This window comes from Nonomuraea sp. NPDC001831 (genome assembly GCF_042892035.1).
GTDB lineage: Bacteria > Actinomycetota > Actinomycetes > Streptosporangiales > Streptosporangiaceae > Nonomuraea.
Genome location: NZ_JBIATU010000016.1, coordinates 173,621 through 186,778 on the forward strand (window position 1 = coordinate 173,621; position 13,158 = coordinate 186,778).

Annotated in this window: 12 protein-coding genes; 6 read left to right on the forward strand and 6 right to left on the reverse strand. The window is 71.6% G+C overall.

What is annotated here, in order from left to right:
- Positions 1-302: 302 nt before the first annotated feature.
- Together ACFYYW_RS38620 and ACFYYW_RS38625 are read right to left on the reverse strand one after the other, a co-directional pair.
- Complete coding sequence (locus tag ACFYYW_RS38620) at positions 303-1,571, reverse strand: sensor histidine kinase (protein ID WP_387656799.1); 1,269 nt, start codon at positions 1,569-1,571, stop codon at positions 303-305.
- A gap of 38 nt (positions 1,572-1,609) precedes the next feature.
- Positions 1,610-2,263 (reverse strand): response regulator transcription factor, encoded by a 654-nt coding sequence (locus tag ACFYYW_RS38625; protein WP_357697932.1) that lies wholly within the window; start codon positions 2,261-2,263, stop codon positions 1,610-1,612.
- 223 nt (positions 2,264-2,486) lie between these two features.
- Between ACFYYW_RS38625 and ACFYYW_RS38630 the strand changes: the two genes are divergently transcribed.
- A complete protein-coding gene (locus ACFYYW_RS38630) occupies positions 2,487-2,651 on the forward strand; it encodes a hypothetical protein (RefSeq protein WP_352324241.1) in 165 nt (54 codons plus the stop codon).
- Between the two features lie 63 nt (positions 2,652-2,714).
- Here the strand turns inward: ACFYYW_RS38630 and ACFYYW_RS38635 are convergent, their stop codons facing one another.
- Both ACFYYW_RS38635 and ACFYYW_RS38640 read right to left on the reverse strand, forming a co-directional pair.
- A complete protein-coding gene (locus tag ACFYYW_RS38635; protein ID WP_352324243.1) occupies positions 2,715-3,503 on the reverse strand; it encodes an inositol monophosphatase family protein in 789 nt (262 codons plus the stop codon).
- Positions 3,503-5,449, reverse strand: coding sequence for a prolyl oligopeptidase family serine peptidase (locus ACFYYW_RS38640; RefSeq protein WP_387656874.1), 1,947 nt, complete (start codon positions 5,447-5,449; stop codon positions 3,503-3,505). The genes ACFYYW_RS38635 and ACFYYW_RS38640 overlap by 1 nt, the downstream gene beginning before the upstream one ends.
- A gap of 180 nt (positions 5,450-5,629) precedes the next feature.
- Between ACFYYW_RS38640 and ACFYYW_RS38645 the strand changes: the two genes are divergently transcribed.
- Complete coding sequence (locus ACFYYW_RS38645; RefSeq protein WP_352324245.1) at positions 5,630-6,589, forward strand: ferrochelatase; 960 nt, start codon at positions 5,630-5,632, stop codon at positions 6,587-6,589.
- Here the strand turns inward: ACFYYW_RS38645 and ACFYYW_RS38650 are convergent.
- Positions 6,580-7,764, reverse strand: coding sequence for a lytic murein transglycosylase (locus ACFYYW_RS38650; RefSeq protein ID WP_387656804.1), 1,185 nt, complete (start codon positions 7,762-7,764; stop codon positions 6,580-6,582). The two genes, ACFYYW_RS38645 and ACFYYW_RS38650, sit on opposite strands and share 10 nt — an antisense overlap.
- Positions 7,765-7,907: 143 nt before the next feature.
- On the opposite strand from ACFYYW_RS38650, the gene ACFYYW_RS38655 reads away from it, so the two are divergent.
- From ACFYYW_RS38655 to ACFYYW_RS38665, 3 genes are read left to right on the forward strand one after another with little or no spacing between them, the layout of a single operon-like run.
- Positions 7,908-9,059, forward strand: a complete 1,152-nt coding sequence (locus ACFYYW_RS38655) for an MFS transporter (RefSeq protein ID WP_387656807.1) — start codon at positions 7,908-7,910, stop codon at positions 9,057-9,059.
- A gap of 55 nt (positions 9,060-9,114) precedes the next feature.
- A complete protein-coding gene (locus ACFYYW_RS38660) occupies positions 9,115-9,837 on the forward strand; it encodes a polysaccharide deacetylase family protein (protein ID WP_352324248.1) in 723 nt (240 codons plus the stop codon).
- 44 nt (positions 9,838-9,881) lie between these two features.
- Positions 9,882-11,159: a D-arabinono-1,4-lactone oxidase gene (locus ACFYYW_RS38665; protein WP_387656810.1), complete on the forward strand. Its 1,278-nt coding sequence runs from the start codon at positions 9,882-9,884 to the stop codon at positions 11,157-11,159.
- Here ACFYYW_RS38665 and ACFYYW_RS38670 read toward each other — a convergent pair.
- Positions 11,156-12,061, reverse strand: coding sequence for a hypothetical protein (locus tag ACFYYW_RS38670; protein WP_387656813.1), 906 nt, complete (start codon positions 12,059-12,061; stop codon positions 11,156-11,158). The two genes, ACFYYW_RS38665 and ACFYYW_RS38670, sit on opposite strands and share 4 nt — an antisense overlap.
- 113 nt (positions 12,062-12,174) lie before the next feature.
- Here ACFYYW_RS38670 and ACFYYW_RS38675 point away from each other — a divergent pair, with 113 nt between their 5' ends.
- Positions 12,175-13,131 carry a S8 family serine peptidase gene (locus ACFYYW_RS38675; protein ID WP_387656815.1) on the forward strand — a complete coding sequence of 319 codons (957 nt, stop codon included), beginning with the start codon at positions 12,175-12,177 and terminating at the stop codon, positions 13,129-13,131.
- Positions 13,132-13,158 lie beyond the last annotated feature (27 nt).

A 13,158-nucleotide genomic window follows, 5' to 3' on the forward strand; every position in this document is an offset into this window, starting at 1 on the left:
CTCATCGCGCGTCTTCTAACGTCCGGGAGGCCCATCTTGTGCCCGTTCCGTCGGGGAGATTTTCCATCGGTACCCCGCGCGAACGGACAACGAACCTCCCAACACGACAGGGCCTGCTGCCGACGGCAATGGTTAGCCAAATATGGCGAAACCCACAGCCTTGGCGTCATGCACGACCGTGTTCGACGGCACATCCAACCACATGTACGGCGAGAACGAGACGCCCCCACTACATCAACACGCGGACGAACACCCCGGAACGTCACCCGCCGGCGCCCCATGGCCCACTCAAGGACGCTCGTTCAACGTGTCGGAAGCCGAATCGTCACCACAAGTCCTCCGCCGTCACGCGGCACCGCGGTCACGTTTCCACCGTGTGCCTGCACCACCGCACGGACGATGGACAACCCCAGACCCGATCCCTTGGCCGATTCCACGCGGTCGGCGTGGAGCCTCCTGAACGGCTCGAACAGGCTGTTCACCTCGTACGCCGGGACGTGCTGCCCCGTGTTGGCCACCTGAACAACCAGCCCCCCGTCCGCCATTCCCGTCCGGATCCAGACTTTTCCGTTTTCGGGAAGGTTGTACTTCACGGCGTTCTCCAGCAGGTTGCTGACCGACCGCTCCAGAAGCACCGGGTCGCCCACGGTAGGCGCGCTGACCAGTTCGGCGACAACGGTCACGCCGTGTTCGGCGGCGAAGGGCGCGAGCTGTTCCACGGCCGTCTGCGCGACTTCCTGAACGTCGAGCGGTTTGCGCACCGCGAGTTCTCGTTCGCTCCTGGCGAGCAACAGCAGTCCCTCGATGAGCTTCTCGTTACGCGCGTTGACTTCCAGCAGCGTGCGGCCGAGCGCTTTGAGGTCCTCGGACGCCTCCGGATCCGACAACGCGATCTCCAGGACGGTCCGGTTAATCGTCAACGGCGTGCGCAATTCGTGGGAGGCGTTGGCCACGAATCTGCGCTGGGTGTCGAAGGCGATGTTGAGCCGGGTGAGCATGGCGTCGAAGGTGTCGGCCAGCTCCTTCAGCTCGTCGTTGGGGCCGCGCAGGGCGATGCGCTGGTGGGCCAGCGTGCTCTCCGACAGCTTGCGGGCCGCGCTGGTCATCTGGGCGACCGGCCGCAGCGCCCGGTCGGCCACGAAGTAGCCGATGATGAGCGCGAGGATGCCGACCCCGGCCAGCGCCATGAACGAGCTGGTGAACAGCGCGTCGCGCGCGCTGCTGACGGCCCGCCCCTTGGCCAGGGTCCACCGGTTCTGCATGATGGCGGCGTCGAGCGGGTCGAGGTCGTCGGTGATCAGGTCGGGCCAGGCGTTCTCGATCGATTTGCCGACGATCGAGTAGACGACGAACAGCAGCACCGCCGCGGCGGCGAACACCAGAGCGCTGTAGGTGAGCGTGAGCCGCCACCGGATGCTCACCTTGGCCGGCAGCCCCCTGACCCGTTCCAGGGTGCTGCGGGCGGGCGTCTCCGAGCCGGGCGGGGGCGGGCCGTCCCAGGCCGGTGGCCCGGTCGGGGGTGGCGCCTCCTGCACGCGCGTCGCCTTCCTGGCCGTATGGGGGCTGATCATCGGATGCGTCGGCCCCGCCCCGCGCTCTGGCCGTTCACTCACAACTTGTACCCAACCCCGGGCACGGTCTCGATCACCTGAGGCTCGCCCAGCTTCTTCCGCAGCGTCATCATGGTCACCCGGACGACGTTCGTGAACGGGTCGATGTTCTCGTCCCACGCCTTGTCCAGCAGGTCCTCCTGGCTGACCACCGCGCCCTCGGCGCGCATCAGCTCCTCCAGGACCGCGAACTCCTTCTTGGTGAGCACGATCTCCTTGCCCTCGCGCTCGACCAGCCGCTTGCCCGGGTCGAGGCGGATCCCGGCCCGCTCCAGCACGGGCGGCAGGGCGGGCGCCGAACGCCGGCCGAGCGCGCGCACCCGGGCCACCAGCTCGATGAACACGAACGGCTTGGCCAGGTAGTCGTCGGCCCCGAGGCCGAGGCCCTCCACCTTGTCGTCCACGTCGCCGGAGGCGGTCAGCATGAGGATCCGCGAGGCCGAGCGCTGCTCGACCAGCCGGCGGCACACCTCGTCGCCGTGCACGACCGGCAGGTCGCGGTCGAGCACGATCACGTCGTAGTCGATGTAGGAGGTGCGCTCAAGGGCGCCGCCGCCGTCGTAGGCGACGTCGACGGCCATGGCCTCACGCCGCAGCCCGGTCGCGATCGCGTCGGCGAGCACCCGCTCATCCTCGACAACCAGCACTCGCACGCCTGGTACACCCTCTTTCCGGTTCCGGTGTCTCATTCTGCCTACAGGCTCGATAAGCGCACGGTAAGGCATGTCCAGGGGTGTGCCGGGCAGGGGCCGCACAAATTCATGTTTCAGAGGGCGATAACCCGGGGTATGCCGTCGGGACACCCATTGCCCGGACATCCACTGGCAATGGTTCCCTTCGCCCCGCACGGATCGAACCCCTGAGAGAGTAGGTGAGATGGGCGAGTTCACCACCACGATCGAACGCCGCCTCGACCAGGCTTACAAGAGCCTCTCCGAGGCCCGCAGCACCGGCGACGACTACCTCGCCGACACCCTCACCGCCGAGATCGAGGACCTGCGCCGCCTGGCCGACGATCACGGCGTCCCGCTGCCGCGCTAGACATAAGCGTGCGACGGCCGGGGCCCGCCGGGCCCCGGCCGTCCTGTCATGCCCGCGGCCCGGTCAGGAGTCGCGTTCGGGGTCCAGCGGCACGAGCAGGTCGTGCAGCTCCTCGAACAGGCCGGGCGCCGCGCACAGCGCGAACTCCGGGCCGACCGGCCGGCCGTGCAGGCCGCCGAGCCGGGCGCCCGCCTCGGTCGCCACCAGCCCGGCCGCGGCGTGGTCCCACGCGTTGGTGCCGCGCTCGTAGTACGCGTCCACCCGGCCCGCCGCCACCGAGCACAGGTCGATGGCGCACGAGCCGCCGCGCCGGATGTCGCGCACCCGCGGCAGCACCGCCGCCACGACCTGTCCCTGCACCTCGCGGCGCGGCGCCGAGTAACCGAACCCGGTCGCGACCAGCGCCCGGGCCAGCGGCACCCCGCTGTTGCAGCGCAGCCGCGCGCCGCCCAGCCACGCGCCCTCGCCGAGCGCGGCGGTGAACACCTCGCCGCGCGCCGGCACGTTGACCACCCCGGCCACGACCCGACCGGCGACCTCGACGGCGATGGACACCGCCCAGTCGGGCAGGCCGTACAGGAAGTTGACGGTGCCGTCGACGGGATCGACGATCCACCGCACGTCGGACGCGCCCGGCGCCTCGCCGCCCTCCTCGCCCAGGAACCGGTCGTCCGGACGGACCGCCAGGACGCGCTCGCGGATCAGCTCCTCCGACGCCTTGTCCAGGATGGTGACGACGTCGGTGGGGCTGGACTTGGTCTCGACGTCCTCCGACATCGTGGGCCGCTTGGCCAGGAGCATGTCCCCGGCCTCGCGGGCGACGTCCTCGGCCAGCCGCAGGAAGTCGGTCATCAGGCCACCGAGTCCGGGCGCTTCCACTCCTCGCCGAGCACGTGCTGGGCGAGGAAGGCGAGCACGGTCTCGTACCAGGCGACAATGTTGCCCGGCTTGAGGATCCAGTGGTTCTCGTCCGGGAAGTACAGGAACTTCGACTCGACGTCGGTGCGCTGCAGGTCCCACCACAGGCGCAGGGACTCGCCGATCGGCACCCGGTAGTCCTTGTCGCCGTGGATGACGAGCATCGGGGTGGTGATCTTGCCGAGCCCCAGGTGCGGGGAGAGCTGGTCGTAGCGCTCCGAGCCGGGCTCGCCGAACTCGCGCTGCCAGTACAGGGAGGAGTCGGTGGTGCCGGCGAACTGGTCGAGGTTCCACAGCGCGGCGTGGGTGACGATGGCCTGGTAGCGGTCAGTGTGCCCGGCCAGCCAGTTGGCCATGTAGCCGCCGAACGAGCCGCCCATCGCCGCCACCCGCTCGTCGTCGATGTCGTCCCTGGCCAGGGCGACGTCCACGATGGCGTCGAGGTCGGCCTGGGTGCGCGGGCCCCAGGCGCCCCAGCCGCGGTCGATCATCTCCTGGCCGTAGCCGGTGGACAGGCAGGGGTCGGGCATGAGGACGGCGTACCCGCGCTGCGCCATGATCCACGACTGCCAGCGCCACTGCCAGTCGTTCCAGGACGCGACCGGGCCGCCGTGGATCCACAGCAGGAACGGCGCCGGGTTGTCGGCCGAGGCGCCCTCGGGCAGCACGAGCCAGCCGCGCACGGTCGCGCCGTCGTCGGCGGTGGCCGAGATCTCGGTCAGCGTGCCCGGCACCTCGGGGCGCGGGGCCGGCGAGGGCAGGTCGGCGATCTCGCCGGTGACCGCGTCGATCCTGGCCGGGGCGGGGGCGAGGGCGATGTTGCTGCGCAGGGCGTAGACGTACGCGCCGTCGGCGCTCGCGTTGACCCCGAGGTAGGCGGCGTCGTCGCCGGTGAGCCTGGTGTGCTCGCCGTCCAGCGGGACGCGGAAGACCGGGCGGCGGCCCTGGTGGTCGGCGACGAGGTAGAGGGCCGTGGAGTCGGGGGCCCAGGCGAGGTCCGTCGGGAACAGGTCGGGGGCGTAGGCCCGGCCCTCGCCGGTGGCCAGGTCGGCGATCCACAGCTCCACGCGGACGGAGACGTCCGTGCTCGTGATGCGCTCGCGCGCGCAGGCCACCCGCGTGCCGTCGGGCGAGACGGCGATCGGGCCGCCGAAGTCGTGCGCCTCGTCGGTGAGCAGGGTGCGCCGCCGGCCGGTGGCCACGTCGATGGCGACCAGGTCCGTACGGCTGTCGCCGCCGGACAGGAACCTGCGCCAGGTGACGATCACGGTGGAGCCGTCGGGGGTGAGCTCGAAGGCGGCGTCGCGCAGCGCCTCGCCCGCGTCGGGCGTCAGCTCGCGCACGTCCTCCAGGCGGTCGGCGCCGAGCCGGCCGGTGAACAGCCGGGTGCGGGCCGGGCCGAGGTCGTGGTCCCAGTAGCGGACCGGGTAGCCCTCGTGCAGGATCGCGCTGGTACCGGCGTCCTTGCGGGCCTTGCGCCGCTCCTCCTCGGTCGACTCGTCGCCGTCGAGCACGTCGGAGGCGAACACCACCACGTCGCCCGCCGTGCGCGCGGCGCCGATGCCGCCGGGGCGGGTGGCGATCTGGCGGGCCTCGCCGCCGGCGCGCGGCAGCAGCCACAGCGCGGGCACCTCGTCGGTCGCGTCCTTGACGGTGGTGTCGGGACGCGCCGAGGTGAACAGCACGTCCCCGGCGTCGGTGAAGACGGCCGCCGTCTCGCCCTTGGCCGACCGGGTCAGACGGTACGGCTCACCGTCGAGGGGGATCGCCCAGAGCGCGGTGCCGTACGACTTGCCGTCGGGATTGAGGGCCTGCACGGCCGAGATCAGACGGGAGCCGTCAGGCGAGAGCTTCAGGGAGAGGACCCGGGGAATGGCCACATAGTCACGAATGTCATCGAATGCGCTCACTCGATCGAACCTACCTGGTCACCGGCGCTCCGCGGGCGACACCGCGCACCGCGCCTCCCCCGCGCCCCCGCCGCGCCTCCCCCACGCCTCCCCGTGCTCCCTCGCCCTCCCTCGGGCCGGACCGCCCGGCCCCCTGACTAGGCTTGACACGTGGCTGATTACGACGCTCTGCTCGTCCTGTCGTTCGGCGGCCCCGAAGGGCCCGACGACGTGCTGCCGTTCCTGGAGAACGTCGTGCGGGGGCGCGGCGTGCCGCGCGAGCGGCTGCTCGCGGTGGCCGAGCACTACCAGGGCTTCGGCGGCGTCAGCCCGATCAACCAGCAGAACCGCGAGCTGGTCGAGGCGCTGGGCCCGGTCGCGGGCGTGCCGGTCTACTGGGGCAACCGCAACTGGCACCCCTTCGGCGAGGACACCGTGCGGCAGATGGCGGCCGACGGCGTGCGCCGGGCCGCCGTCTTCGCCACCTCGGCGTTCGCCGGATATTCGAGCTGCCGCCAGTACTACGAGGACATCGCCAGGATCTCCGTCGAGGGCGGCCCCGAGCTGATCAAGATGCGGCACTTCGGCGACCATCCGGGGTTCGTCGCGGCGATGGCCGACCACACGCGCCAGGCGCTGGAGCGGCTGGGCCGCCAGGACGCCCGGCTGGTGTTCACCGCCCACAGCATCCCGGTCTCGATGGCCGAGACCGCCGGCCCCGCGGGCGGCCTGTACGAGTCCCAGCTCCGGCGCAGCGCCGAGCTGGTCAACCAGGCGCTGGGCCGCGACGAGCCGTGGCACCTGGTGTGGCAGTCGCGCAGCGGCCCCCCGCAGGTGCCGTGGCTGGAGCCCGACGTGTGCGACTTCCTGCGCAAGACGGACGCCGGCTCGGTCGTGCTGGTGCCGATCGGCTTCGTCTCCGACCACATGGAGGTCGTCTACGACCTCGACACCGAGGCCCGGCAGGTGGCCGCCGAGCTGGGCCTGCCGATGGAGCGCGCGGCGACGGCCGGCACCCATCCGGCGTTCGTGCGCATGGTCAGGGAGCTGATGGACGAGCCGGAGCCCGTCCCGTGCCCGCTCACCTGCTGCCCGCGTCCGGTCCGGCCCGGCGGGCGGCCTCAGGCGTAGGTGCGGGCGTACGCCTCGGCGATGCTCATGACCTTGTCCACGTAGTCCCACGAGTGGTTGTAGAACCAGATCGACTTGCGCAGCTTCGCGCCGCCCTTGCCCGCGCCGTTGGCGCACAGGTAGTTGGCGGCGCCGGGCACCGCGTCGTAGGGGCTCCAGATGTCGGCCTTGCCGTCGCCGTCGCCGTCCACGCCGTAGTGCTTCCAGGTGGCGGGCATGAACTGCATCGGCCCCAGGGCGCCCGCGCTGGAGGGGCCGTTGTTGCGGCCGTGGCTGCTCTCGACCTGGCCGATGGCCGCCAGCACCGTCCAGGACAGGCCGGGGCAGCGGGTGGCGGCGGCCTTGTAGAGGTCGAGGTAGCTGGTGGGGCGGCCGACGGTGACCGGCTGCTGCTGTTGTTGTTGCGGCTGTTGCTGTTGCGGCCGGGTACGGCTGGCCGCGTCGAGCACGACGACCTGCGCGCCCTTGCCGAGCAGCCGCCGCACCCCGGCCTCGCCGATCGTGCCCGGCTTGCCGTGCAGCAGCACCGCGACGCCCTTCGCGAAGCCGAGCGACCTGCCCACCTCCATGCTGACCAGGCCGTCCACGCCGGCGAGCCCGAGCGTGGCCGAGGCCGCGACCCGGAGCCTCGGGCCGCCGTCCACCTGGTACATCGCGCCGAGGATCATGCCGTACTTGCGGGCCGTGCCGGCCTCGGTGACCAGCTCGCCCCTGGCCAGCGCGCTCCAGACGGCGGGCTGGTCGGCGACGGGCTGGGGCGTCCAGGAGCGGAAGTCGGCCGGGTCGACGGCCAGCAGGTTCAGCGACGTGCCGGCGACCTTGACCGCGCCGGCGTCCACGACGGCGGCCTTCTGCACATGCTTGAGCGCGCCCAGAGCGAGCCTGGTCCGCCTGGAGACCGTGGCGGGCGCGATCGCCAGCACGCGCGGCGGCGTCACGGTGACGCCCGGACCGCCCTGGCCGAAATCCTTGACCGGCGCCGTCGTGGGTACGAGCTGGTCGAGGCGGGGAGCGGCCTCCGGAACCGCGCGGGTGATCGGCCTGCGCACCGGCTCCTGGGCCGTTCTGACCAGGTCATCGCCCATGAGCACGACGACTCCCCCGGCCACGGCGGTGACCACGAGCACGCCGAGGGCCATGAGCAGGACCGCGCGGAGAGAGGGAAGACCGGACATCAGGCACACGTTAACCCACTCACCGGAGATATCACTTGCCATCCGGACAGACGGTGCGCCATCGTGGGGTCGCAAAGTAAGGGGGAAACAGCGTGGTCGGGCCTTACCGGGGGTTGTTCAAAGGGCCCGGCGTCAAAGGATTCGTGCTGGCCGGGTTCGTCGGCCGGATGCCGATGTCCATGCTCGGCATCGGCGTCGTGCTGCTGATCTCCACCGTCACCGGGTCCTTCGCCACCGCCGGCGCGGTCGGCGCCACCACCAACGTGGCCTTCGCGATCGCGGCGCCGCTGTCGGGGCGGCTGGTGGACAGGTTCGGACAGAACCGGGTGATCGCCCCCTTCTCCGTGGTCAACGCGCTGGCGATGGCCGCGCTGATGCTCAGCGCCGCGCTCGGCCTGCCCGAGTGGACCCTGTACGTCTCCGGCCTGCTGATCGGCGCGTCCTCGCTGTCCATCGGGTCGATGGTGCGGGCCCGCTGGTCCACGATCCACGGCGGCACCGGGACGCTGCACACCGCCTTCGCCTTCGAGTCCGTGGCCGACGAGGTCGTCTTCGTCACCGGGCCCGCGCTCGTCACGGTGCTGGCCACCGCGATCAACCCGTACGCGGGGCTGGTGGTGGCGCTGGTGTGCATGCTCGGCGGCTGCCTGGCCCTGGCGGCGCAGCGGCGTACGCAGCCGCCCGTGCAGCCGGTCAGGACGGGCGGCGGCACGCCCATCCTGATCCCCGGCATCGCCCTGCTGGCGTGCGTCTACCTCGGGCTCGGCGCGGTGTTCGGCTCGGTGGACCTGATCATGGTCGCCTTCGCCGAGGAGCACGGCGTGAAGGGCGCCTCGGGATTCCTGCTGGCGGCGTTCGCGGGCGGGTCGATGGTGTCGGGGTTGTGGTTCGGCTCGCGGGAGTGGCGGATCTCGCTGCGCGCCCGGTTCATCCGCGCGCTGGGCGTGTTCGTGGTGGGCCTGCTGCCGATCCTGCTCGTGGACGACCCCTGGGTCATGGCCGCCGTGGCGTTCGTCGCCGGTCTGGCCATCTCCCCCACGCTCATCACCGGGTTCTCGCTCACCGAGCGGCTGGTCCCGCCGTCCCTGCTCACCGAGGGCATGGCCTGGATCTCCACCTCGATCGGGTTCGGCGTGGCGATCGGCGCGTGGGCGGGCGGGCAGCTCACCGACGCCTTCGGCGCGTCCAGCGCGTTCGGCTTCGCGGTGGGCGCGGCGCTCCTGGCGGCGGTCGTGGGCGTCGGAGGTTCGGGTTTGCTGAGACTTCCGGACGCGCCTTCACCCCTGCAGACCTGATCCGCTACGGTCGGGAGTTATCCCTCGCAACACCAATCACACCGGAAGCTTTGCTATGTCCCGACAAATCACTTCACTTCTAGCTATCGCGGCAGTTTGCGTCACTCTGGCTCCCGCGCCCGCGTTCGCCCAGACGCCGAAGAAGGCCGAGGTCGATTGCCAGCAGGTCAAGTGCATCGCGCTGACCTTCGACGACGGGCCCGGCCAGTACGCGGGAACCCTGCTCGACACCCTCAAGAAGTACGGCGCCAAGGCGACGTTCTTCCTGGAGGGCCAGTACGTGAACAGCCGCCCGGCCTTCGTCAAGCGCATGGTCGCCGAGGGCCACGAGGTGGGCAACCACAGCTACAGGCACCCCGACTTCACCAAGATCGACGCCGGGGCCATCAGGACCGAGATCAAGAAGACCCAGGACGCGGTCAAGAAGGCGGCGGGCGTCGAGCCCAAGCTGCTGCGCCCGCCGTACGGGCTGGCCGACGTCCAGGTGTCGGACGTCGCGACCGAGTTCGGCATGCCGATGATCCTCTGGACGGCCGGCTCGCACGACTGGGACAGCAAGAACGTCGAGGCCATCAAGAAGAAGACCCTCGAGGTGGCCGAGCGCGACGGCATCATCCTCATGCACGACTGGGTCAAGCAGACCGTGGACGCCATGCCCGCGATCGTCAAGTCGTTGCAGGCCAAGGGATACCAGCTGGTCACGGTCTCCGACGTGATCAAGCAGCAGAACCTGCAGCCCGGTCAGGTTTTCCCGGTTCCCGAAGGCTGGGAGAAGTGAGTATCGTTCACGTTTAATCGGAACGACGCTCGGAGGGGCGCCTCATGGTCTTCACTAACTGGGCCGGGAATCAGACGGGCGCCCCTGCCGAGGTGCGCACCCCCGCGAGCGTGGCGGACGTCGTCCAGGCCGTGCGGGACGCCTCGGCCGCCGGGCGCCGCCTGCGCATGGTCGGCACGGGCCACTCCTTCACCGGGGTGGCCCTCACCGACGGGATCATGCTGCGCCCCGAGGGGCTGAGCGGCATCAGGTCCGCCGGCGAGGACCGCGTCACGGTGCTGGCCGGCACGCCGCTCAAGGTGCTGAACGAGCTGCTCGACCAGCGCGGGCTGGCCCTGGCCAACATGGGCGACATCACCGAGCAGACTGTCGCCGGCGCGATCCAGACCGGCACCCACGGCACCGGCCGCGACAGCGGCGGCCTGGCCGACCAGGTCGCCGAGCTGGAGCTGGTGCTCGCCGACGGCTCGGTCGTCACGGCCGTGCCCGGCGAGGACCTGTTCGACGCGGCCCGGGTCGGCCTCGGGGCGCTGGGCGTGCTGACGGCCGTGACGTTCCGGGTGGAGCCCGCGTTCCTGCTGCGCAACCGGCGGCGCAGGATGACGCTCACCGACATCCTCGCCTCGCTCGACTCGCTGACCTCGGCCAACGAGCACCTCGACTTCTTCTGGCTGCCGCACACCGACGCCTGCCTGGTCAAGACCAACAACAGGGACCCGGGCCCGGCCAGGCCGCCGAGCCCGTTCAAGCACTGGCTGGACAACGTGTTCCTGGAGAACACCGTCTTCGGCGCCGCCTGCGCGGTCGGCGGCCGGCGTCCGGCGCTGATCCCGCGGATCAACGCGATCAGCGCGGCGGCGCTCGGCGACTCGGAGGCGGTGGACACCTCGTACAAGGTGTTCACGGCCCGCCGCGACGTGCGGTTCCTGGAGATGGAGTACGCCGTGCCGCGCCAGTTCCTGGCCCAGGCGCTGCGCGAGACCCGCGACCTGATCGACAGGATGGACTGGAAGATCACCTTCCCGGTCGAGGTCCGCGTCACGCCGCCCAGCGACGCCTGGCTGTCCACCGCGTACGGCCGGGACTCGGCCTACGTCGCCTGCCACATCTACCGGCCCACGCCCAACCCCGCCTACTTCGAGGGCGTCGAGGAGATCATGAACCGGCTGGACGGCCGGCCGCACTGGGGCAAGATGCACACCCGCGACGCCGCGTACCTGCGCAAGGTCTACCCCCGCTTCGACGATTTCGTCGCGCTGCGCGACCGGCTGGACCCGCGTCGGGTGTTCACCAACGACTATCTCGACGTGGTGCTCGGCTAGCGGCCCTGCTGCTGCGCGGGCGGCTCGTCCGGCTGCGTGGTGGCCGGGGGCGCGCTGGACTGCTGCTCGCCCGGGTCGGGACGCTCCTGCTCCTCCTCGCCGGGCCCGGGCGTCTCGGGGACGGGCTCGACCGTGTCCGTGGGCGTGGGCGTCGGCGTGCTGGTCGGCCTCGGCTCGCCGGTCTCCGACGGCGGCGGGGTGCGCGGCGTGTCCGTGGGCGTCGGGGTGGGGGTCGGGGTCGGCGACTGCGTCACGCCGGCCGGCCGGTCGTCGTGGTCCTGGCGGTCGCGCCCCTGATCCTGGACGGGGGCGCGCTGCCGCTCCTTCACCGGCGTCTGCCCGCCGGTGACGCGCTCGTGCAGCGTCCGGTGGTCGAGGGCCTGGAAGGCGAGGATGCCGCCCATGCTGACCGCGAACACCAGCGCGGCCGCCACCGCCATCTTCAGCCACGGCAGCCCCCTGCGCCCGGCGGGGACGGCGACCGGCATGACCAGCGTGTCACGCCCCTGGTCGCCGCCCGCCTGGTCGCCACCCCCCTGGACGGCGTGCGCCCGGATGGCGTGCGCGGCGGTCACCTCGCCCGCGGCCGGGGTGGCGTTGGCGGCGGTCACCTCGCCCGCGGCCGGGGTGGCGTTGGCGGCGGCGGCGAGCAGGCCCTGCCCCTCCTCCTGCTCCTCGCGCCACGCGGACAGCGTGTGCTGCTTGACCCGGTCGCCGGTGCGCTTGAGATAGTGCGTATAGACGGCGCTGGCCACCGTGCTCGCGACGCTGACCACGGCGGCGCCGATCACGGTGCCCGCCACCCCGAGGTAGGAGGCGGCCACCGCGGCGGTGACGGCGGCGAGGGCGCTCCCGAGGATCTGTGGCACGCTCAGCTCGAACTTCCGCTGCTCGCCGGTCATCCCCCGGATCAGTCCCCTCTGGTCATGCGTACGGTAAAGAGCTTCCTCGTGAATAGACGCGAGCGCGTGTCCCGTTGTTCCTGTGACCTGCGTGACAGGCATCCTCGTAACTCGTGCCCCGACGATTCGGCCTACCCTCCGTCTACCTCGCCGCGGCCGTGGCGACGGCCGCGACGACCGCTGTCCCACTCGCCATGACGCCCGCCTCCGGACTCGCCCTGCGCCCCTCGGCCTCCGAGCCCACCCGGCCCTACATCGTCACCGCGCGCAGCCGCGCGGACGCCCGGGATCTCGTCGCGGAGGTGAGATGGCGGGTACGGCGTTACTACACCGAGGCCCTGCCCGGTTTCGCCACCTTCCTCACCGCCGGTGAGCTGGCCGAGCTCAGATCCGATCCCCGGGTCCTGGCCGTCGAGCCCGACCGCGAGATCCACGCCATGCCCGGCGACGCGTCCGCCCCCGCCTCCGACACGGACGCCGACTCGGGGACGGGCACGGGGACGACCGTGTTCGTCGTGGACACCGGCGTCGACGTCACCCGGGCCGAGTTCGGCGACCGGGCCTGGCGTGCCTTCGACGCCACCGGCGGCACCGGGCGCGACTGCGGCGGGCACGGCACGCGCGTGGCCAGGGCCGTCGCCTCGCGGGCGCCGGAGGCCAGGATCGCCTCGGTGCGGGTGCTCGGCTGCGCGGGGTCGGGCTCGCTGGCCGACGTGCTGGCCGGGCTCGACTGGATCCGGCGGCACGCGCGCGGCCCGTCCGTCGTCACGCTCGCCGCCGACGGGGCCGACTCGCCCGCGCTCGGCGCCGCCGTACGGTCGCTGGTGCGCTCGGGGGTGTTCGTCGTGGGCGCGGCCGACTCGGGCTGGTGCCAGGTTTCCTCCGGCGGGCAGGCGTTCTCGGCGGGCGCCCCGTACCTCGCCGCCGCCGCGGCGCGTCTGCTCGAACGCCGTCCCGACGCCGGTCCCTCCCTTGTCGCGAGTTCGCTGAAGTGCACAACAGCACGCGCCGCGATTCGCCAGAATCCGTCGAGGAGCCCTAACCTCCTCATGCACAGCGGCGGGCATTAGAGGAAATGGAATCCACAAATGTGACCG